The organism is Mucilaginibacter sp. P4_C11, from assembly GCF_056402115.1.
The window spans coordinates 1-22184 of sequence record NZ_JBFUIA010000002.1 but is presented as its reverse complement, the minus strand read 5'-3'; the positions used below and the strand labels follow the sequence as shown (position 1 = coordinate 22184).

The 22184-nt window shown below is 42.5% G+C and carries 23 protein-coding genes; 15 read left to right on the top strand and 8 right to left on the bottom strand.

The genetic code is table 11. The features are described 5' to 3' along the window. Positions 1-71 precede the first annotated feature (71 nt). The 3 genes from fabD to AC1DU2_RS01945 form a co-directional block, all read right to left on the bottom strand. Positions 72-959: an ACP S-malonyltransferase gene (gene fabD / locus AC1DU2_RS01955; protein ID WP_477382522.1), complete on the bottom strand. Its 888-nt coding sequence runs from the start codon at positions 957-959 to the stop codon at positions 72-74. 85 nt (positions 960-1044) lie between these two features. Then, positions 1045-1683, bottom strand: a complete 639-nt coding sequence (gene folE, locus AC1DU2_RS01950) for a GTP cyclohydrolase I FolE (RefSeq protein ID WP_147054189.1) — start codon at positions 1681-1683, stop codon at positions 1045-1047. A 9-nt stretch (positions 1684-1692) separates the two neighbouring features. Then, the gene (locus AC1DU2_RS01945) at positions 1693-2109 is read right to left on the bottom strand and encodes a 6-pyruvoyl trahydropterin synthase family protein (RefSeq protein WP_147060976.1); all 417 of its coding nucleotides are present in this window, start codon (positions 2107-2109) and stop codon (positions 1693-1695) included. Between the two features lie 97 nt (positions 2110-2206). On the opposite strand from AC1DU2_RS01945, the gene mqnB reads away from it, so the two are divergent. After that, complete coding sequence (gene mqnB, locus AC1DU2_RS01940; protein WP_477382521.1) at positions 2207-2827, top strand: futalosine hydrolase; 621 nt, start codon at positions 2207-2209, stop codon at positions 2825-2827. A 193-nt stretch (positions 2828-3020) separates the two neighbouring features. Beyond that, positions 3021-3881: a menaquinone biosynthesis family protein gene (locus AC1DU2_RS01935; RefSeq protein WP_477382520.1), complete on the top strand. Its 861-nt coding sequence runs from the start codon at positions 3021-3023 to the stop codon at positions 3879-3881. A 114-nt stretch (positions 3882-3995) separates the two neighbouring features. Here the strand turns inward: AC1DU2_RS01935 and hflX are convergent, their stop codons facing one another. Beyond that, complete coding sequence (gene hflX, locus AC1DU2_RS01930; protein WP_477355439.1) at positions 3996-5180, bottom strand: GTPase HflX; 1185 nt, start codon at positions 5178-5180, stop codon at positions 3996-3998. Between the two features lie 378 nt (positions 5181-5558). Between hflX and AC1DU2_RS01925 the strand changes: the two genes are divergently transcribed. From AC1DU2_RS01925 to AC1DU2_RS01900, 6 genes are all read left to right on the top strand, one after another. Further along, positions 5559-7493 carry a DUF3857 domain-containing protein gene (locus tag AC1DU2_RS01925; RefSeq protein WP_477355436.1) on the top strand — a complete coding sequence of 645 codons (1935 nt, stop codon included), beginning with the start codon at positions 5559-5561 and terminating at the stop codon, positions 7491-7493. 7 nt (positions 7494-7500) lie between these two features. After that, on the top strand, positions 7501-9438 hold the full coding sequence (locus AC1DU2_RS01920; RefSeq protein WP_477382519.1) for a DUF3857 domain-containing transglutaminase family protein: 1938 nt from the start codon (positions 7501-7503) through the stop codon (positions 9436-9438). An 11-nt stretch (positions 9439-9449) separates the two neighbouring features. Beyond that, positions 9450-10088 (top strand): leucyl/phenylalanyl-tRNA--protein transferase, encoded by a 639-nt coding sequence (aat, locus tag AC1DU2_RS01915; RefSeq protein ID WP_477382518.1) that lies wholly within the window; start codon positions 9450-9452, stop codon positions 10086-10088. 19 nt (positions 10089-10107) lie between these two features. Beyond that, on the top strand, positions 10108-10689 hold the full coding sequence (ruvC, locus tag AC1DU2_RS01910) for a crossover junction endodeoxyribonuclease RuvC (RefSeq protein ID WP_477382517.1): 582 nt from the start codon (positions 10108-10110) through the stop codon (positions 10687-10689). A 257-nt stretch (positions 10690-10946) separates the two neighbouring features. Next, complete coding sequence (locus AC1DU2_RS01905) at positions 10947-11360, top strand: hypothetical protein (protein ID WP_477355425.1); 414 nt, start codon at positions 10947-10949, stop codon at positions 11358-11360. 171 nt (positions 11361-11531) lie between these two features. Beyond that, the gene (locus AC1DU2_RS01900; protein ID WP_477382752.1) at positions 11532-11738 is read left to right on the top strand and encodes a GIY-YIG nuclease family protein; all 207 of its coding nucleotides are present in this window, start codon (positions 11532-11534) and stop codon (positions 11736-11738) included. 202 nt (positions 11739-11940) lie between these two features. Here AC1DU2_RS01900 and serS read toward each other — a convergent pair whose 3' ends face one another. Further along, positions 11941-13212 carry a serine--tRNA ligase gene (gene serS, locus AC1DU2_RS01895; RefSeq protein WP_477382516.1) on the bottom strand — a complete coding sequence of 424 codons (1272 nt, stop codon included), beginning with the start codon at positions 13210-13212 and terminating at the stop codon, positions 11941-11943. Between the two features lie 132 nt (positions 13213-13344). Here serS and rsmI point away from each other — a divergent pair, with 132 nt between their 5' ends. Genes rsmI through lnt form a run of 3 tightly spaced genes read left to right on the top strand, consistent with a single transcriptional unit; the run spans position 13345 to position 16251 of the window. Next, the gene (gene rsmI / locus AC1DU2_RS01890; protein ID WP_147060977.1) at positions 13345-14067 is read left to right on the top strand and encodes a 16S rRNA (cytidine(1402)-2'-O)-methyltransferase; all 723 of its coding nucleotides are present in this window, start codon (positions 13345-13347) and stop codon (positions 14065-14067) included. 2 nt (positions 14068-14069) lie between these two features. Continuing rightward, positions 14070-14606, top strand: coding sequence for a DUF1572 domain-containing protein (locus tag AC1DU2_RS01885; RefSeq protein ID WP_477355414.1), 537 nt, complete (start codon positions 14070-14072; stop codon positions 14604-14606). Between the two features lie 19 nt (positions 14607-14625). Beyond that, positions 14626-16251, top strand: a complete 1626-nt coding sequence (gene lnt, locus AC1DU2_RS01880) for an apolipoprotein N-acyltransferase (protein WP_477382515.1) — start codon at positions 14626-14628, stop codon at positions 16249-16251. Between the two features lie 73 nt (positions 16252-16324). Here the strand turns inward: lnt and AC1DU2_RS01875 are convergent, their stop codons facing one another. Continuing rightward, positions 16325-16702, bottom strand: a complete 378-nt coding sequence (locus tag AC1DU2_RS01875; RefSeq protein ID WP_477355408.1) for a DUF6249 domain-containing protein — start codon at positions 16700-16702, stop codon at positions 16325-16327. 254 nt (positions 16703-16956) lie between these two features. Between AC1DU2_RS01875 and AC1DU2_RS01870 the strand changes: the two genes are divergently transcribed. From AC1DU2_RS01870 to AC1DU2_RS01855, 4 genes are all read left to right on the top strand, one after another. Further along, entirely contained in the window at positions 16957-17319 is a 363-nt protein-coding gene (locus tag AC1DU2_RS01870) for a hypothetical protein (protein ID WP_477382514.1), read from the top strand. Positions 17320-17453: 134 nt separating this feature from the next. Then, positions 17454-17795 (top strand): hypothetical protein, encoded by a 342-nt coding sequence (locus tag AC1DU2_RS01865; RefSeq protein WP_477382513.1) that lies wholly within the window; start codon positions 17454-17456, stop codon positions 17793-17795. 281 nt (positions 17796-18076) lie between these two features. Continuing rightward, the gene (locus AC1DU2_RS01860; protein WP_477382511.1) at positions 18077-19117 is read left to right on the top strand and encodes a hypothetical protein; all 1041 of its coding nucleotides are present in this window, start codon (positions 18077-18079) and stop codon (positions 19115-19117) included. A 119-nt stretch (positions 19118-19236) separates the two neighbouring features. Then, positions 19237-20856: a hypothetical protein gene (locus tag AC1DU2_RS01855; protein ID WP_477382510.1), complete on the top strand. Its 1620-nt coding sequence runs from the start codon at positions 19237-19239 to the stop codon at positions 20854-20856. A gap of 211 nt (positions 20857-21067) precedes the next feature. Here AC1DU2_RS01855 and AC1DU2_RS01850 read toward each other — a convergent pair whose 3' ends face one another. Then, positions 21068-21430 (bottom strand): putative polyvalent protein kinase domain-containing protein, encoded by a 363-nt coding sequence (locus AC1DU2_RS01850; RefSeq protein WP_477382751.1) that lies wholly within the window; start codon positions 21428-21430, stop codon positions 21068-21070. Then, positions 21426-21704: a hypothetical protein gene (locus AC1DU2_RS01845; protein ID WP_477382509.1), complete on the bottom strand. Its 279-nt coding sequence runs from the start codon at positions 21702-21704 to the stop codon at positions 21426-21428. Before AC1DU2_RS01845 ends, AC1DU2_RS01850 begins: the two co-directional genes overlap by 5 nt. Positions 21705-22184: the final 480 nt, after the last annotated feature.

The following is a 22184-nucleotide window of genomic DNA, read 5'->3' as shown; positions in this document are numbered from 1 at the left end:
TTGTCAAATTGCTATCAGATATTACTGGTTTAAAAACGAAAGGCACTACTAAATAGTGCCTTTTTTAAATATTATTGAGGTATAGCCGCGCTTTGGGTAACTATTGCCCTATCAACTTTTTTAACAAGCCCCTGCAATACATTACCCGGCCCAACCTCGGTAAATGAGGTAGCACCATCCTCCAACATATGCTTCACGGTTTGTGTCCACCTTACGGCGCCGGTAAGCTGGGCTATTAAATTTTGTTTAATAACAGCAGGATCGGTATAAGGTTTGGCATCAATGTTTTGATAAATAGGACAAACCGGGGCTTTAATTTCGGTGGCAACAATTGCCGCCTCTAATTCAACCCGGGCCGATTCCATTAACGGCGAGTGGAAAGCACCGCCAACTTTGAGTTTTAAAGCCCGCTTGGCACCAGCGGCCAGCAATTTTTCGCAGGCTTCGTCAATGCCTTCAATACTGCCGGATATAACCAACTGGCCGGGGCAGTTATAGTTTGCTGTTACAACCACGCCGGTAGCGCGCTGGCAAACATCTTCTACAGTAAAATCATCAAGCCCTAAAATGGCGGCCATTGTTGAGGGTTGCAGTTCGCAAGCTTTTTGCATAGCATTGGCACGTGCGGCAACCAGGCGTAAACCATCTTCAAATGATAAGGCTCCTGCAGCAACCAGGGCCGAAAATTCGCCAAGGGAGTGGCCGGCAACCATATCCGGTTTAAATTCATCGCCCAACACGGTAGCTAAAATAACCGAATGCAAAAATATAGCCGGCTGGGTAACGTTTGTTTGAACCAAATCTTCGGCTGTGCCATCAAACATTACATCGGTAATCCGGAAGCCTAATATTTCATTTGCTTTTTCAAATAACTCACGGGCCTTATCAGATTGCTCGTACAAATCTTTACCCATACCCGGGAATTGGGCGCCCTGCCCTGGAAAAATATATGCTTTCATTGCTTTGGTTTATTGGTTGATTGAGTTGATTAAGTGAGTGGTTTTTATTTTCTTAAACCACTCACCTAGTTAACCATTCACTTAATCAACTTAATTTAGAACTTATTAAATTTAAAAATTCGGTACGGGTTTTTTCTTTTAAAAACTCGCCGGTAAAAGCCGATGTGGTGGTTACCGAGTTTTGCTTTTGCACACCGCGCATGCTCATGCACAGGTGGCGGCATTCAATTACTATGCCTACACCAACCGGGTTTAAGGTTTCCTGTATACAATCGCGAATTTCGTTGGTTAAGCGCTCCTGCACCTGCAGCCTGCGGGCAAAAGCATCAACTACGCGTGGTATTTTGCTTAGCCCAACCACATAGCCATTAGGAATATAGGCTATGTGCGCCTTTCCGAAAAATGGCAGCATGTGGTGCTCGCACATCGAGTATACTTCTATGTCTTTTACAATTACCATCTGGCTGTATTCCTCTTTAAACATGGCCGAATTCAAAATGCTTTTAGCATCCAGGTCATAACCATGAGTTAAAAACAGCATCGCTTTGGCTATCCGTTCCGGCGTTTTTAATAGCCCTTCTCTTTGAGGATTTTCACCAATTTGTTTTAAAACGTCAAGATAATGAGCCGATAGGTTTTCAATCAGTTGCGGGTTATACCTGTCTATTTTGGTGTAACCGTCAATATCATCGTCGCGGTCGGGGATGTGGTTTTTATCAATCATTTTATCCGGTTATCCGCCAAAATATTCCGCGGAATTATTTTCAGTTTCATATAGTTTTACCGAGTGTAAAAACACCCCCTCATAAGCCTCAATTGGCGCCTTAAGCTGATTAAAAATCTCGATGCAAAGCAACTCCGTAGATGCCATTTTACCAGCCATGAATTCAACATCCAAATTGATGTTTTTATGATCAAGCTTTTCAATAACGTGCTCGTTAATAATAACCTTAAGCTCTTTCAAGTCCATCAGATAGCCGGTAGCGTGGGTAACTTCGCCCTTAACCGTTACAAATAAATTGTAATTATGACCATGCCAGTTAGGATTGGCACATTTGCCAAATACCTCATTGTTTTTTTCAGCGCTCCATTCCTCACGGTACATCCGGTGAGCGGCATTAAAATGTTCCTTGCGCGTTATATGTATCATCATAATAATAAGTGGGTGCAAATATACAAAACAAAAACAGGCCAGTTGTTTTATATTCGTGGTCAAAAATCTGTAAATAAAACGTACAAAAAGCAATATGCTTATATTAATTGTTGCCGCAACAGCACCCGAAGTTGAACCCTTAGCCAAATACTTTGGTACCAAGATAGATGTTTTAATAACCGGCGCAGGCATGGTTCCCACAGCCTTTGCCCTGGGGCGTCATTTTGCTCAAAACAAGTATGACCTGGTAATAAATTTAGGTATTGCAGGCAGCTTCGACAGAAGCATTGAACCCGGCTTTGTAGTAGAAGTAACCGACGATACCTTTGCTGAAACCGGTGCGGAAGACGACGAACAGTTTATCCCCATGAACGTTTTGGGCTTTGGCGAGGTTACCTATAAACCAACAACTACATTAGATGAGGTTGAAAGTAACTTTTATTTGAAAAAAGCCCGCGCCATTACAGTAAATACTGTTCATGGGAATGATGCCTCTATAAAAAAGGTTCAAGATCGCTTAAACCCGCAACTGGAGAGTATGGAGGGTGCGGCTTTCTTTTATGCCTGCCAACAGGTTAACGTGCGTTGCATCCAAATCAGGGCTGTGTCAAATTATGTTGAAAAACGTAATCGGGATAGCTGGCAGATAGGACTGGCTATAAAAAATCTGAATACCTTTGCCATCGACCTGATTGACGCAATCATTCGGCTTTAATTACGGTTGAGGTTTTACGTTTGACGTGGTACGTTATGCGTGGAGCTTCAAAACGTAAGCCGAGGTTTTACGTTTGATGTGGTACGTTATACGTGGAGCTTCAAAAACGCAAGCCGAGGTTTTACGTTTGATGTGGTACGTTATACGTGGAGCTGTAAAATGTACAACTTAAAACGTAACACGTACAACCTATATGAAATTAACTCTCGGCTTTTCGCCCTGCCCCAACGATACTTTTATTTTTGATGCCCTTATTCACCATAAAATTGACACCGAAGGCCTGGAGTTTGAGGTTTTTTATGATGATGTAGAAACCCTGAACCAAAAAGCATTTCGCGGCGAATTGGATGTGACTAAACTTAGCTACCATGCCTTTGCTTACGTGGCCGATAAATATGTACTGCTTGATTCGGGCAGTGCCCTGGGCTTCGGCGTAGGCCCGATGCTGATATGCAAATCAGATCCGGAAAAACTACTCTCGCAACTCGAAACCGGCAACCCGAACCTCAGAATAGGAATCCCCGGCAAGTACACTACCGCCAATTTTTTATTAGGCAACGCTTTCCCCAAGGCCACAAACAAGGCTGAACTTGTTTTTTCGGATATTGAAAACGCGGTATTGGAAGGCCGGGTTGACGTAGGATTGATTATCCACGAAAACCGCTTCACCTACCAGGATAGAGGCCTAAAAAAGATCATCGATCTGGGCGATCATTGGGAAAAGCAAACCGGCTGCGCTATTCCGCTTGGCGGCATTGTGGCCAACCGTAACCTGCCGGCAGATGTTCAGCATAAACTAAACAGGGTATTACGTAAATCGGTTGAGTTTGCTTTTGCCAACCCAAAATCGGGCCTCGAGTTTATCCGCTCGCACGCCCAGGAAATGAGTGAAGAGGTGATGTACAAGCACATTGATTTATATGTAAATAAATATTCTGTTGAATTGGGAGAGGAGGGAAGGAAGGCGATAAAGTTGCTTTTTGATACGGCCCAGGAAAAACACATTATCCCGCAAATAAACCAGGAAATATTTCTAAGCCCCCTAACCCCCTGAAGGGGGAACAGTCGTTTAAAATAAAACGGCGCTTCTTTCATCAGAGGGGCCGTTTTATTTATGGACATAGTGAATCAAAAATCCCCCCTTCAGGGGGTTAGGGGGCTTCGCCGTTTAATACAACAAATGATCATACGGATACCTTTCGGTATGTATCGCTTTCACTTCCTCATAAAGTAAATTCCTGAACTCATCTACGTTTTCCCTTTTGGTAGCAGATATAAATATGGCCGGGCTATTGTTTTTGGCCATCCAGCTGTGTTTAAAATCATCCAGCGTTAGCGGCTCTTCCTGCTGCTCTATCTGGTGATCTTCCGGTTTAAAGGCATCTATTTTATTAAATACCGTTATCATCCGTTTATCAATAGCGCCAATATCTTTCAGGGTTTCGTTAACGGTACGTATCTGATCCTCAAAATTAGGGTGCGAAATATCTACCACGTGAACCAGAATATCTGCTTCGCGCACTTCATCCAGGGTCGATTTAAAACACTCTACCAGTTGGTGAGGTAGCTTGCGAATAAAACCAACCGTGTCTGATAACAGGAAGGGGACATTCTCCAGCACCACTTTCCTTACTGTTGTATCTAATGTGGCAAACAGTTTGTTTTCGGCAAACACTTCCGATTTGGATACCATGTTCATAATGGTCGATTTGCCAACGTTGGTATAACCTACCAACGCAGCACGCACCATCTGGCTGCGGTTTTTGCGCTGGGTCTCATTTTGCTTGTCTATTTGCTTTAATCTCTCTTTCAGTAAGGCTATTTTATTCAAAATCAAACGCCTGTCGGTTTCAATCTGCGATTCACCCGGTCCGCGCATACCGATACCACCCTTCTGGCGCTCAAGGTGAGTCCACAAACGGGTAAGGCGTGGCAGTAGGTATTGTAGCTGGGCCAGCTCTACCTGGGTTTTGGCCTGGGCGGTTTGCGCGCGATTGGCAAAAATATCCAGGATAAGGTTATTCCTGTCAAGAATCTTTACCTGTAGTTCGTTTTCAATATTACGCAATTGCGATGGTGATAGTTCATCGTCAAACACCACCATATCAATCTCTTCTTCAATAACAAAAGCCTTAATATCTTCCAGCTTGCCGCTGCCCACAAAGGTAGCCCTATCGGGCCTTTGTAGCTTTTGGGTAAAATGAGTTATTGTTTCGCCGCCTGCCGTAGCAACCAGAAACTCCAATTCCTCTAAATATTCTTTCTCCTGCTCATCGGTTACGTGGGGTGTCATCACGCCAACCAAAACAGCTTTTTCCTGCTTCACAGCAGTATCATAAAATTTTTGCTTCATTAACTATGGTATATCAATCGCGGTGCCAATTTACTAATATAGCACAAACGGGCCTATTTAACGCCAAAATAGCACATACAAAGGTAATTGACTGTCATTACTAATAAAATATGTTTTACAAAAAACGTAGGGCAAACGCATCTAATTGGGTTAACATAACTTAACACATTTCAGACATTTTTTTTATAAGTATTTCACAATCAATATTTTGCATTTTTAACATGGTTAACACTAAACTGATCGCCGTTAACTATTTAAATGCGTTTGCCCAGCCAAAAACACGTTGCCCAATTACAAACAAATAAATAAATTGTTTTATTTATTTTAACAAGAATCATTTTCCTATTATTATATTCGTACTGATTAAACCTTATTGACATGAACAAAATCTTTTCCCTGCTATTGCTGGGATCTTTAGCAATTACCGCAAACGCACAAACTACTGCCCCCTTGCCAACCGCCCAATCTTTCGGTAAAGTTGATAAGGCCGACCTGGAAATGACCAAATGCGATTTTGAGCCCGATGCCAACGCCGAAATTCTATTCGATAAAGGCGATACGTATTTTGATACGCAATACAATATCAATACCGACAGGCACAAGCGCATCAAAATTTTTAACGATAATGGTAAGGATGAGGCCAACATCCGCATAAAATATTATAGCGCCAATCGCTCCCAATATATAACCGGCCTGCAGGCTCAAACTATTAATTTAACCAATGGCGCCGTTGAAATTATTAAGGTAGATAAAAAGCAGATCTTTACTGAAGCAGTAGATAAGTACTACTCGGCGCTGGTTTTTTCATTTCCAAATGTAAAACCCGGTTGTATCATCGAATATAAATACCGCTTAACCAGTGCCTCTGTGAGCGATTTTCCCGACTGGTATTTTCAAAGCGATCTCCCCACCAGATACAGCGAATTAGATACTAATATCCCGGATATTTTAACTTATAAAAGGTTGCAAAATCTGCACTCGCCTTACGTAATTGATAAAACCAGTTCGTCAAATACCCATACCGAGGCTATGGCCAATATTCCATCGTTAAAAGATGAGCCCTATATGGACGCCCGCAATGATAATTCTGAACGTATCCTTTTCCAGTTGTTAAGTATTCGCATTCCCGGTTATTTCTATCCCAACTTCCAGGATTCGTGGAAAAAAGTTGGCGAAAACAGGATAAATAACGAGGATTTTGGCGGGCAGCTAAACAGGAAACTTACCGGCGAAGAGTTAATCATCAACAAGGCAAAAGCCCTTAAAACTGATGATGAAAAAATTGCCTATGTTTTTAACGAGGTTAAAAACACGATGAAGTGGAATGATATTTACGACATTAACAGTACAGACGGAACGCCGAAAGCATGGGAGAAAAAAGTGGGTAACTCTACCGAAATAAATGTTGTGCTTTACCACTTGTTAAAAAAAGCGGGATTAAAAGTTTACCCCATGATGGTAAGCACACGTGCAAACGGCCGCATAAACCCAAGCTACCCGAGCGTTTATCAATTTAACAGCATGATTGCCTATATCCCGGTTGATAGTGCTAAATATTACGCCCTTGATGCAACCAGCAAATACAACCTTTACAACAGAGTGCCCGATAACTTTTTAAACTCCTTTGGCTTTTATATTGATGACGCCAACAAGGTATATGAACTTTCGTTTTTACAGGAACCGGAGCCCGTACGCCAGGTTGTTTTATTGAATGCCGAAATTAAGCCCGATGGCAAAATGAGCGGCAGCGCCGATATCAGTAGCTTTAGCTACAACAAAATAAAATACACCAAAAAGTATAAAACCGACGGCGAAAAAAAATATAACGACTATTTACGCGAGGAAAATAACAACCTTAAAATATCGGCGCTTACGTTTGAGAATATGGATATTGACACGTTGCCGTTGCGTCAAAAACTCAACTTTAACCTCGACCTTACCGGCAGCGATGATAATTACATCTACTTTAATTCAAATCTGTTTACCGGCCTTAAAACAAACCCGTTTTTGGCCGAAAACCGCTTTACCGATATTGATTTTGGCTACCGCGATAACTACGCAATAACCGGCATTTTTAAAATTCCGACAGGATATAAAATTGATGCAATGCCCAAAAGCATCAGCATGGCCATACCCGATGGAACTGTAGTTTTTAAACGCATGGTTGCCGAGCAGGATGGATCAATAATGGTTCGTTTTAGCATCGATCATAAGAAGTCGATGTATTTTAAGGAGAACTACCCCGAATTCCGTGAGTTTTGTAAAAAAATGTATGATATGCTTAACGAGCAAATTGTACTTAAAAAAGGCTAATAAGATTATGTTTATTAAACATTACACCAGGCTGCTGCTTACCACAGCAGCCTTATGTGCGCTATATACCACGGGTTATAGCCAGGATAAAAACATCCCTAAAAACCTGTATGTCGCGGCAACAATACCCGATTCGTTGAAGGAGGATGCAAATGCTGTTGTACGTTATTCAAGCGACGAAGTGATTGTAAAGAGCCTAGGGCATATGGTAAAAAAGCATCATAGTATTATTGCTGTTTTAAATGAAAAGGGCGACGGCAACGCCGCCCTGGTGTTAGGTTACGACAAAAAATTTACCAGCATAGATAATGTTCAAATGATGATATATAATGCTGCGGGCGTACAGATAAAAAAATATCGGAAAAGCGACTTTTATGACCATGCAGCCGTTGATGGAATATCAATCGTTACAGATGATCGTGTCTTGATACAGGAACATTCCATTGCGAGCTACCCCGCAACAATTGAGATAACCTATGAAAAAGACATGAACAGCTATCTTGATTTAAGCGAGTGGAATATTGAAGGCTCTGAAAAATCTGTTCAATTTGCCGAATACAAGATAAGCGTTAACCCATCATTGGGCTTTAGATATATGAACAAGCATATCCAAATTAAGCCCGAAAAAACCAAAGATGGAGAATTGGACACGTATACCTGGCAGGTAAGCAACTTAAAGGCTATTAAACCCGAAGACGATGCGTTAGCATGGCAGGTACTTCCCAAAATCTTGTTTGCTACTAACTCTTTTCAGTTTGCTGGCCTGCCGGGGGATATAAGCAGTTGGGAAAGCTACGGTAAATGGCAGCTTGCATTAAATGCCGATGTATGTACGCTAAGTCCGGAAAGAGCTGATGCGATTAGGAAAATGACGGCCGATATAAAAACCGACAAAGAAAAAGTCAGATTTTTATACGAATATATGCAGCAGAATATGCGTTATGTAAGTATACAGTTAGGCATCGGAGGCCTAAAGCCATTTCCGGCAGCTTTTGTAGATCAAAAAAAATACGGCGACTGTAAGGCGCTTTCAAATTACATGTATGCACTGTTAAAGGCCGTTAATATTCCGTCCTATTATACGATAATAAATGCCGGCACAAATGAAGAGCCAGCAGAACCTTCGTTCCCAAGCGACCCATTTAACCATGTAATTTTGTGTGTGCCGCTTAAAAGCGATACAACATGGCTGGAATGTACAAGCATGACTCAGCCATTTGGCAAATTAGGGTCGTTTACCGAAAACCGGAATGCCTTGTTAGTAACAGAAACGGGAGGTAAATTGGTTTGTACCCCCAAAAGTAAGGATACCGATAACCAGTTTAATAGCGAAGCGCACTTAATATTAGATGCAGATGGCGGAGCCAAGGCGCAGATAAAGATTTCGAGCACTGGCGATTACAGGGACGGGTATATTGCCCTTGCGTCGTTAAAAACCGACGACCAAAAACAAAGAATGATACGACGGCTCAATATGAAACAACCTTCCGTTTTTGAATTCAAACCTTCAACAGATAAGGACGGCGTTAAAGAGATAAATATCGAATTGGAATACGATAAATTTGTTGACGTTGCGTCTGGAGATAAGCAGTTTTACCGTCCACGTGTTTTTGATTTATGGCAGTTAACTATTCCGGTTGTCGACAAACGCAAGTATGATTATTACTTTGATAACCCGATGTTAAAAACGTGCGTTACCACTATCGACCTTCCCCAGGGCTTCGAGGTTGAAACCTTGCCAGCCAGCCAAAGCCTCAAATTTGGTTACGGTACCTATGAGGTTAAGTACACATACGACGCTGCTAAAAACCAGGTAATTAATAGCACCAAATTCAATTTAACCAACCATGTAATCCCTGCAACCAAATACAACGAAATGCAAACCTATTTTGACGCCATTGCCAAAGCGCAAAATAAAAAACTGGTGATACGCCGCAAAGCTTAAATTTGCGCCTGATGATATTCAGGCTTGATGAACGTTTACTTTTTCCTGAGCCCGATCTGGCCGAACCAGACGGGCTTTTGGCTGTAGGCGGCGACCTATCAACCCAAAGGCTGTTGTTAGCTTATCAAAATGGCATTTTCCCCTGGTATAGCGACGATTCGCCCATCCTGTGGTATTCGCCCCATGAGCGTTTTGTGCTGTATCCTGATGAGTTAAAAATCTCCAAATCAATGGGGCAGATACTCCGTTCCAACCGGTTCAGGGTTACAACCAATACCTGTTTCGCCGATGTTATAAAAGCCTGCTCAACTGCGCCACGTGAAGGGCAGGACGACACCTGGATTACCGATGACATGCAGGCGGCGTACATCAGTATGAATGCCGAGGGGTACGCCCATTCTGTTGAAGTATGGGAGCAGGGCCAGTTGGTTGGGGGGCTTTACGGCGTTTGGGTTGGCGATGTTTTTTGTGGCGAAAGTATGTTTAGCAAAGTAAGTAACGCGTCAAAAACAGCGTTAATTTACCTGTGCCAAACCAATAAATTTAAACTTGTTGATTGCCAGGTGCATACCAATCACCTGGAATCAATGGGTGCGCGCATGATACCCCGGGAGCAATATATAGCCGTTTTGCACAATAGTTTGCTTTGATTGGTTACCTTTGAGGGGTATGCAGCAGCCCAGCACAAAAGAGCGTATTATTTTAGGAATCGACCCCGGAACCGCAGTTATGGGCTACGGACTGGTGAAAGAAACCGGCCCCAGGATAGAGCTTATTGCCCTTGGTGTGGTGAAGATGGAAAAGCTTGACGACCATATGCTGAAGCTACAGCGCATATTTGAAAAAACCGTTGCCCTTATTGACAATTACCATCCCGATTGCCTGGCCATCGAAGCTCCTTTTTATGGCAAAAACATCCAGGTAATGCTCAAACTGGGGCGTGCGCAGGGTGTGGCTATCGCGGCGGCGCTGTCGCGCAATTTAGATATTACAGAATACGCTCCCCGCAAAATAAAGCAATCCATAACCGGCAACGGAAATGCCACTAAAGAGCAGGTTGCCGCCATGCTGCAAAACTTGTTAAAGTTTAAAGAAACGCCCGATTTTTTAGATGCTACCGATGGCCTGGCTGTTGCCGTTTGCCATTCCTTTCAAAGGATGGGCACAAGCACAAAATCTGCTTCGGGCAGTAAAAAATCATACTCGGGCTGGGATACATTTGTGAAGGATAATGCAAAACGGATAGTTTAAATTTAGGCTGCCGTTATTATCATAAAAACCTGTCGAACCTCGCTAACATTTTGTGTTTTTTTTCCGTATAAGTCGCCGTGACCGATGTGGATTAATTTTGAGGTAAAACAAATTAATCTAAAAGAAACCCCATGTCTGTCAACCTATTAAATTCGCAACAAACTATACTTTTTTGCATTATTTTATTACAAAAAGTAATAATTTGTTGACAAAGTGCACTTTAACAATTACTTTTAAGTCCCCTTAATTGATTGATCATGATCCGAGTACGGTCTAAGAATGTGCTATTGGTTGCTCCCGATACTTTTTCGGTTGAGTTGTTGCCGAATAATAAACAATTTAAGCATATTTCGACGACGAGTCATATTTTCCCATCCATTCACGAGCAGAAACCCAACCTGGTAATTTTTGACTACGATCATTTAAACGCCGACATAGAAAAGATATTGCGTCGCTTACAATCAAACCCAGCCTACAATAAAATAAAGGTTTGCTGTTACAAGCAAAAAGAGCATACCAGGGTTGATAGCCTTTTAAAAGTGCTGGGGGTTGATTACATTTTTTATCCCGAAGATTTTAAAAACGCCGAAAAGGGCAACAGCTTTGTAAATGCCTTCGCCAATATTTTCGACGCCCCGGTTATGGCTTTGATGGCAAAGGCATCAAGTTAGCAAATAAATTTACCCCCTTGTCATTGCGAGCGATAGCGTGGCAACCTCGTCGCCAACCTTGGCCGCCATGCACGTCAATCATGAAGGTTCACGAATACTATATATCTACATCTTATCAAATAAAGCCAACACGGTCTTCTACATTGCGTAACTAACGATTTACAAAGCCGCATTGCACAACATAAGCAAAAAGTTAATAATGGCTTCACTGCTCAATATAAATGCAATAAATTAGTTTATTACGAAGAGTTTCAATGGATACAGGATGCTATTGCGCGGGAGAAACAATTAAAAGCGGGCTCCCGGCAAAAGAAGATCGATTTGATTGTGAGCTTTAACCCATCGTGGAGTGACTTGAGCAATGGGTGGTATGATTAGCTGTTTGACCTGCATATTCACCTGGTTTGGCGACGAGATTGCCACGCTATCGCTCGCAATGACAAAAGGGCGTAAGTGCTATTGCAGTAATTAAGAGTGCTATGGATAAATGTCATTGCAAGCGCTTTAAATTTGTTGGCGATGAGGTTGCCGCGCTGCGCCCGCAATGACATTATTTAATTTATGATACTGTTGCAAAAAGTTAATCAATCCACTCAAACTTAGTATAAGGCACCAATACCTCTGGTATTTTAATCCCCTTTTCAGTCTGGTTGTTTTCCAATAACGTAGCAACAATGCGTGGCAATGCCAGTGCGCTACCATTTAAAGTGTGCGCCAATTGTGTTTTGCCTTCGGCATTGCGGAAACGCAGTTTGAGCCTGTTGCTCTGGAATGTCTCGAAGTTTGATACGGATGATACTTCCAGCCAACGTTGTTGCGCCGCGCTCCAGGTTTCCATATCATAAGTTAAAGCCGATGCAAAGCCCATATCGCCGCCACATAAGCGTAGCACACGGTATGGCAAGCCAAGATTTTGCAGCAAACCCTGTACATGGGTACTCATTAGCTCCAATGTTTCGTATGATTTATCCGGGTGTACCACCTGTACAATCTCTACCTTATCAAACTGGTGCAGGCGGTTTAGCCCGCGCACATGGGCACCATAAGAACCTGCCTCGCGGCGGAAACATGGCGTGTGCCCGCAATGTTTAACTGGCAAATCACCCCCCTTTAAAATTACATCCCTAAAGATATTGGTGATAGGCACCTCGGCGGTAGGGATCAGGTATAGCTCATCCTCATTTACAAAATACATTTGCCCTTCTTTATCAGGCAGCTGGCCGGTGCCAAAACCAGAATCTTTATTAACCATCAGCGGAACGCTTACTTCGCCGTAACCCGCTTTTTCAGCCTCGTCAATAAAATAATTGATGAGCGCCCTTTGCAGTTTGGCCCCTTTATTTTTATAAACGGGGAAACCAGCGCCGGTTATTTTAACGCCCAGTTCAAAATCAATCAGGTTATATTTTGCAGCCAGTTCCCAGTGTGGCTGGGCGTTGGCTGGTAATTCCGGCTTTGCACCATTCTCCAAAACAACTTCGTTTTCTTCGGGCGTTAAGCCTTTGGGAACCGAGCTATGTGGCAGGTTGGGTAGCAACACCAGTTTTTGGTAAAGTTCTTCTTCGGTAGCAGCCAGTTGATCGCCAAATTTTTTGATGTCTTCTTTCCAGGCACCGGTTTTGGCTTTAATCTCTTCTGCCTCGGCTTTTTTACCGGCACGCATCAGGTCGCCAATTTGTTTTGATGCTGCATTGGCCTCGGCCGAAACGTTATCCATGCTGGTTTGGGTGGAGCGACGTTTGTCATCTAACCCTATTAACTCATCAACCAGTTCGGGCTGTTTAAAATTTTTTACAGCCAAACGTTCCAAAACCTGTTCCCGGTTATCCCGGATATAACTAACTTGCAGCATTATTTTATTTTTTAGGCAAAGATATAACGAGTTATCAGTTTGGAGTACTGAGTTATGAGTTTTTTGTAAATAGTTAATTTGCCCGAAACCCATCACTCAACTCAAAACCCAAAACTCAAAACTTACAACTACATGCCAGGCAAATTATATTTAGTTCCAACACCAATAGGTAATTTAGAAGATATCACCCTTCGGGCGCTTCGCGTGTTGAAAGAGGTAGACCTGATTTTGGCCGAGGATACGCGTACATCGGCACCACTGTTAAAACACTTTGACATTCACCAGAAAGTATTTGCCCATCATCAGCATAATGAGCACCAGTCGTCAAACGAGATCATTAAATTTTTGCTGCAGGGTAAAAACATAGCGCTGATATCCGATGCTGGTACACCAGCGATATCCGATCCGGGCTTTTTCCTGGTGCGCGAAGCTTTGAAATTCAATTTGGATGTGGAATGCCTCCCTGGCGCTACTGCATTTGTGCCGGCACTGGTAAATTCGGGGTTCCCTACGGATAAATTTTGTTTTGAGGGTTTTTTACCGTTGAAAAAAGGACGCCAAACCCGCTATAAGTTTTTGGCTACAGAAGAGCGCACGATCATACTATATGAGTCGCCGCACCGTTTATTGAAAACGCTGGACGAAATGGCCTTGTATTTTGGTGCCGACAGGCTCATTTCGGTATCGCGCGAGCTCACTAAAATGTTCGAAGAAACCGTGCGGGGAACTGTTGCCGAAGTAAAATTATATTTTGAAACACATCCGCTAAAAGGCGAGTTTGTAATGTGTGTGGCCGGTGCCGAACCGAAGCCGACAAAGAACAAGTACAAAGACGACGATAACGACGACGAATAGCCATGGATATTTATTTGAAGAGTGCCATCACACAGTTTGCCTATTACAAAAAGTTAGGCGAAAAAACATTTGCGCAATTAAATGATGCCGACCTGTTTTGGCAGTTTAACGCCGAAAGCAACAGCATTGCCGTTATTATCAAGCACCTATCGGGCAACATGCTCTCGCGATGGACCAATTTTTTAATCACCGATGGCGAGAAAGAATGGCGAAACCGCGACACAGAATTTGAAGAAACAACTAATACCCGCGAACAGATCATGGCTGCCTGGGAGCAGGGTTGGGATTGTTTGTTTAACGCCCTAAACTCGTTAACCGCCGAAGACTGGGAAAAAACAGTGAAAATTCGCAACGAGCCGCACCGTATCGAGGATGCTATAAACCGACAGCTGGCCCATTATCCCTATCATATCGGCCAGATTGTTTTTATCGGCAAAATGATAACAGGATCAAAATGGCATTCGCTATCTATCCCAAAAGGAAATTCCGACAAGTACAACGCCGATAAATTTGCAAACCCCGGCGATACCTTTAAATAGATCCCTCTTACTCTTATTAATGAAAAAAAATCTTCCCTTAGCCATACTTTCCGGTTTATTGTTGTGGATAGCCTGGCCGCCAACACCTTATACAACGTTCCTTCTTTTTATCGGCTTTGTGCCCATGCTGCTGGCGATGGAGAACATCATCCAATCTACATCTGCCAAAAAAGGAAAACTGGTTTTCAATACTGCATTCATAGGCTTTTTTGTATGGAATGTAGGATCTGTATACTGGGTTTACAACGCCTTGAAACAGGTTGGCAACGTGGCAGCCATCCCTGTTACACTAATCCCTTATTCATTAGGACCATTGCTAATGGCTACTGCCTGCTGGCTATATTATCGCTTTAGGTTGTTAACCACCCGCAGCTGGGGCTTGGCCGGCCTGGTTTGCCTATGGGTAGGGTACGAATACCTGCACCAAAGCTGGGATTTAAACTTCCCTTGGATGACGCTGGGCAATGGCTTTGCTGTTAGTCACCAATGGATTCAATGGTACGAGTATACCGGCGTTTATGGTGGCACCATTTGGATTTGGGTAGTAAACATCCTGGCCTTTTTAATTTACGTTGGCCTGCGCGAGGCACAAACCAAACAATTGAGGTTAAAGCTTATCAGCGGGTTTGTGGTGGCCATTGTTTTGCCACTCGGCTTCTCGTTATATACCTATTATAACTACACAGAGCAAAGCAATCCATCAAATATTGTTGCTGTTCAGCCAAATATCGATCCGTATGAAAAGGAGGGGACCATTCCCACGGCCACCCAGATTGATATTATGGTCAGCCTTTCAAAGGGCATAGCGCAGCCCAATACGGAGTTTATTTTATGGCCCGAAACGGCCATCCCCGATTATATAGATGAGGACCGGATACAGCAAAACCCTTACTACAGGCAGGCGCACGCCTTTTTGCATAACTATAAAAACGGCAACCTGGTAACCGGGGCCGAAACCTACAAACTATACAATACCCGCAAAACAGTTACCGCAAGCCCAACGCAGCAACCCGGCGTTTATGCAGATAGTTTTAGTACTGCGTTAAATATCGAAAACGGCGACAAAGTTCAATTTTACCATAAATCGCGGCTGGTGCCGGGGGCCGAATCATTGCCTTTTGGCAAGGCCTTATCGTTTTTAAAGCCTGTTTTTGAGCACCTTGGGGGCGCAACCGGGGCCTATGGCAGCCAGGCGGATGCCGATGTTTTTTATTCGCAAAGCGGTATCGGTGTCGATCCGGTTATTTGTTATGAATCTATTTTTGGGGGATATATTGCACGCTCGGTAAAAAAGGGGGCGCAATTTATAGCCATTATTACCAACGATGGCTGGTGGGAAAACACATCGGGCAAAGACCAGCACCTGGATTATGCCAAACTGCGCGCCATCGAAACACGCAGGTGGGTAGCCCAATCGGCTAACACGGGGATTTCGGCATTTATTAACCAGCGGGGCGATGTTGTGCAGCAAACCAAATGGTGGACCAAAACCGCCATCAAACAAGATATCAACCTGAATTCCGACCTTACTTTTTACGTGATGCACGGCGATTACCTGCCTATAGCCGGCAGCGGCATAGCCGTTTTACTCATCCTGTTTATCATCATAAAACCCTGGATTAAAAAGAAGCCTGTCGTCGCTTAATTCATTCCCGGCACAAACAAAAAAGGCCTTCCCGGTGATCAGAAAGGCCTTTTTTGTTAATTGGCTCAGTCAATTATTTCCCGGCCCTTGCGTCTTCTTTATCCAGCACTTCCTTTTTTTCTATCCGGTATGATAGGAACAAGCCGCCACCGCCAAATATGGCTATAAGTGAAAAGTAAAGTGCCGGAATATCATCGTTATCTATACTATGGAAAATCGTATGGCCCAAAACAAAAGCTAAAAACAATCCTATGCCGGCCCCAATAAGTAACAGGCCCCATTTTAAGTTTTGATAAGGTGCCGATTGAGGCTTGTAACTGCGTGGGTCCATACCCCGCTCTATCATTGCCAGCTTTTCGCGTTTGTTAAGATATACTATTCCAAATATCATTACAAACAGACCAAGTGAAACAATGATTACCATTAATACTGCTAAATTCCCGGTGTCCATTTTATTTAAGTTTTAATAAGTTAATAAAGTTCTTTTTTCAATCACCCAAACTGGTGTATTTGTAAGCTTTGACAACATGGTTTTGAAGGAGGTTACAGGCGGTATCAAAAAAGTTTAAATAAGTGTTAGCTTAGAGACAAGAATAGGAGAAAGGTATTCGGGAGACCGCACGTAATTCACTCATTATTGTTTACATCACCGGGCTTCGTGCGGACACGCGAACCCCAATCCATACAATCAATTGTAACAGAACAATGCGCTATTTAACCGAAGAACAATTGAAATCCAATTTAAAACTTGGAAAATCTGTTGAGCAGTGGATAAATCATGAAAAACACGATGATTACACTGTTTTGAGATGGCTAAGGATTGATAAAGAAAGAAACTCGACATATAGTGTATGCTATATTGAATGTTTTGATGATGGCAATGAGCACTTTACAGATATTTACGATTTTGCTTCGTTAGACCCTGATGAACCTTATATCATCAATAATTTCGAATCCATAGATGAGGCCCTGGCGTTTGCAATAAATAGTTATGCAGCTACAGAAACCCGGTTTGTTTCGGCCGGAATGATTCAGGAAGAATACAAGGATTTTCTTAATTCAAAATAAAGCTCCAAAGCCGTTGTTGGAGTTGCCGGGTAAACACCTTGTTAAGTAATGAATAAGCAAACCCTGTGTGCCCGTTTCATCCGGGATTTTGTACTTTAAACGGAGCAAAAGAACATCAAGCCAAATAATAAACAATGGGCACATTCAACACCCTAATTATCGATTTTAAGTGTGAGCACTGCGGGCAATTATTTACCCACAGGATTCAGTTTAAATTTGCAGAAACCTGGCAATACGAATATAAAGTAAACGATAAGCTGGCCCGCGGGAATCACCGCTATGATATTGGCGCTCCCGGCCTGGATAGGGTTAGGGCTTACGGTATCCTGGAAAATGAGCTTTGCCCGCATTGCAACGAGTTAAATTCAGAATACTGCGATGTTATCATTGAAAAAGACGTTATCAAAACCATTGCCCCGATGGCAGACGCGAAAAGGTATGACGATGATGATTACAATTATTATATCGATGAGTAACATTTCGGCGATAAATATATTTTCGGCGGCCATTTTTGGAGTTGTCTTTATAAACAAACAATCTATTACAAAGGCCGCTCGCCCGTTGCCCAATTAATTTATACTGAAAATATTTTTAAGATATCTCTTTGTAGTAAATTAATGATTAGCTAAGTTTGACTTAGTAAGACTCCCTGAATTACTTGATTTACAATACCTAAGCAAAATATTTAAACCTGGTTAAAATCATTAAAAAACATTAACGCGGTATCTTATTAATTAACCTAAATTTTTTTTTCACGATGAGCGGGTTCCCAATACTTGACCTTGTAATAGGTTTGTTTTTTATCTTTTTTCTTTTAAGTATAATTTCAAGTTCGATAGTCGAAATAGTTTTAACCGTCACCATGGTGAGGGCAAAAATATTGGGCGAATGGTTGCTGCGTATTTTCGATACCGAAATAACAGACGCTAAGGGAATTAAAACGCCGCTGGGGCAGGTGATCATGAACCACTGTGCTTTAACAGCATTGTCGCCTACAAACAAGGCCCCCTCATATATTGATGCTAAGAATTTTGTTTCTGCTTTGTTGGATAAGATTTTCACCTTTTCTACCATTTCCGGCCCTAAATCTATCGACGAGATTATTTCTTCCATCAGCAGTTCCACTGCTCTTTCTGATGAACTACGGCGCACCTTCCTCATCTACGCCACCGAAGCAAAAGATACCTTTAAAGCCATGACCGTTAAAACCACCGGAGCAATTGAACTATTCCGGTCAAAAATGGAAAACTGGTACGATAGCAATATGAACAGCCTTACCGGTACGCTAAAACAACAGTATACCCGCAGGTTTACCCTGCTTACCGGGGTTATTGTATGTATTGCATTAAATGCCGATACCATAGAAATTGCCAAATACCTGTACAATAACCCCCAGGCAAGGGCCAGCCTTGCAATTAAAGCTGATGCTGCCATTAAGGATAGTACTTATATAAAACAGGTTGCCAATATTAACAAACTTGCCACAACAGTTAAAGATACCGCGACAAAACAAAAACTGGAGGTATCTGCCCAACAACTGGTAAAAACCCTGAATGAAAAGGTTGCCGATATTAGTGCAACCAAAGCAGTTTTGCAAGATTCGCTGCCCCTGGGCTGGAATGCCAGCGAATTCAATTTACAGGGATGGGATATTATCTTTTTTGTGCTTTCTAAACTTGTAGGACTGTCTGTTACCGTTGCGGCAATTATGATGGGCGCACCATTTTGGTTTGATGTACTCAATAAAATTTCGAACGTGCGCGGCGCCGGTACTAGGCCTAAACAAAGTGACAAATAAGAAAGTACCATGCTGCCGATAGCCGGACTTTAGCACTCCTGTTGTATTAGCCGCTATCAGCAAACACATTGGCTACGCAGTTAGTAAATCACGTTACAACGCTTATCTTCATAGCTACTATGAAACGTTGCCTTATCATCCTCGTCCTTTTTTGCGGCTTATTCAACAAGGTTTGCGCCCAGTCGCCATCGGCTGCTGTTGACAGCCTTGTCAAATTCCGGGTAATATCGGCAAAACAGGTGCCGGCGCTGAAAACAGACCTTAAGAGGTATAAAAATGATGTTTCGTACCGTATTGCCATTCTTGCGGGCCTGCACGGCATTATGCTGCAAAAAGTATTTCATGTAAACCCTCGTAAAACGGGTATTTCTTTTTCTTATAGCGATAGCTATATAAAACATATAAAAAACAAGGACAGTATTAATATATCCCTGCGCGTTTTATTAAATAAAATTAATAAAGCCGGATTGCTCACCGATAGGGTTTATTCGCACACGCTTAAAGATATCGATAGCGGCCTTTACGTAGCCGAAGTACAATTGACAGGTAGTTTGGTAGAAATGAGTTCGCGGCTGGAGTGGCTGGCTCCGGGCAAATTGATGCCGGTTGCAGAACAATTACACAAAAGCGGCATAGTAAATGATTCGTCGTTCGTGCGGCTGCAGAACGATATCCGGACTGGCAAAATAGAATCGGCATTTGAGCTGAACGACTATTGCACGCTGGACCGAACACTCAACCTTAAAAAATATCCTGATGACCCGCACCTTTGGCTGGAGCAGATGCACCGGGATATTGCATCGATACTGCCTGGGCTTAATTTTACCAACTTTAGTTACACTACAGCCCGTGATTCGGCTTCATCAATACCCGGTATGCCGGAAATTAAATATAAGGTGAGTTTAACCTGCAACGGGCGTGTTTATAAGCACACCAGCACTACTTTCGAATATGGAAACAAGAAAGGGATTCAACCCACCTATGCATTTACCGGTTTCCTTTACCGCATTTTCAATAAGGTTTTGGCAGATCAGCAATCACCATTCCGGCTGCATAATATCATGTTCAGTATGGGTGCCCGCCAGGACGGTATTTACCGGCATATCGCCCTTATTGCACTGCAGGCAGAGCAAGCCGAAATATTTATGAAAGATACAAGCATGTCCTACATGCTTGTAAGTATGGATAGCTATGACAATACGCTAACTTCGGGCAGAATTGATAGTACCATAGCCGGCTGGAGAAAGATTGGCCTTTTTTCGCATCTTACGGGAAATGAAATAGTAAAAGCCATTGATGATGCCGAAGCGGATAACCGATACTCGATCAATAAATTGTTATCAAATTTTCCTGGGGTAACCTATTCTTTACGTTCGGAGATGATGAGCCCGCAGGCTCCCTATAGTGAGGTTTTAAAGAATCTTGCCGGGATTGCCCATGGTGCATTTAATCCAACCAAAATCACCCAGAAAAAAATAAAAGGCGGCATAAAATTGCAATATTTATTTAATGGAAGGTTGCACGCTCACACATTCTATACAGCGAACGGATGGCTGGGTGATGCGTTTGCCTCATTCATTAAACACTTAGGCCAGGAAAATAATTTGGCGGGAAGTTTCTACATACTTCCGTACGAGGACGAGGTTGTTTATCTGACGGATGAACAGCATGCCGACGCTTTAAAGAATAAATTGTTGAATTTTGGTAGGTGGGAGGGAAGAGCGGAAGAGTTCCGATAACTGATGCTGCCTCAATCAAACACCATACGCTGGCGCGGTTTTATGCAAAAACCCGCTGGTTTCGCTCAATGTGACTACTCAACGATATGTATCTCAAGTAGAAACACGGGCCCGCCATTGCTTAAAATACGCCAAAGACTAAGTTAAAACGAGAGATTATTTCAAAACGTGAATAATCTTGTCCGTTAAAGCCGTCAAATAATCCAGGCGCTCACGAGGTATAAAAATCTCTGGTTAAGTAAAAAATTGTGTCAATAAAGAAAAGGACACCATTGAAAGAGAGCACATTTTCATCATGCAGGTCTTCAAAGGTCACGCCCAGCTTTGTGTTGATGTAGTCATTGTTCCGGTTATTACGAAAATGATTAAATTCTAAAAAGTCTTTAACAGCATTAAGGTCCGTTGGCTCAGACGCAACTATAAACTCTTGCATAACAACGGCATTAAGTTCGCCGTCAATCATTTTGAAGCCGAGGAACGTATATGCAGTGGCCGGGAAAAAGTAATTGTGAATAATTAAACTATTGAAATAATCGAACCAGTTTTCATAAAAGACCCTGCTATTGGTTTTAATGACGTGGGCCCGTTAAGCCGGTACACTCTTTGCTCGGCACCTTCGCTGATAAATCACTTTGCAGGATTACGGATGTGTAGAAAAGATTCTCCCGTTCGGCGAAAGCTAAGAGTATTGCTGTTTCTTTATTTTTGTCGTGCTGGTGTTTTTTAGCTGCGAGGCTTGTTGCCGCATCTGATCTAAGGAAACATTGGATTTTTTTGAGTTTATTTGCCTGGCCAGTAGGTTCATCTCCGAGAATGATATTTTGTAGTTCATCTTTGATGTTTTTCATTAACGATCAAAAATAGGTTTTTTTTAATCAATTTGAAATAGGCTGGATGCCCGGTTTTTGGGACTCGCAGTTAACAAACGCAGTTTTTAGCTTATTAAAATCCTTTACTATTTAACGTATCAAATAGCTTCTGCTTAGTAAGATCCGGTTGATTACAATAGTTAATTGCTTTTCTGACGTTGTCAGATAGATCAAGGTATTCCTGCATAAGATCGTCTTTATATTCACCTTTCGCTGCCGCAAGGTACTGTCATTAAAAACAAGTTTATTTCGATAATATTTTCATTTAACTTTGCCTTTGCGAAAGAAGGCATACGGCGATCATTCGACGGATGACTATCTTGTGTAGCCTGGCTTTTGCCGGGCTACTTATTTTAGCCCTTTGGGCTAAGCGAAAGAAGGCTCCGTCTCCTTTTCTCCAGATATATTTTGTGTTGTAGCTTTATCAATTTTGAAAGCTTCATTTTTCTTCCATAATGT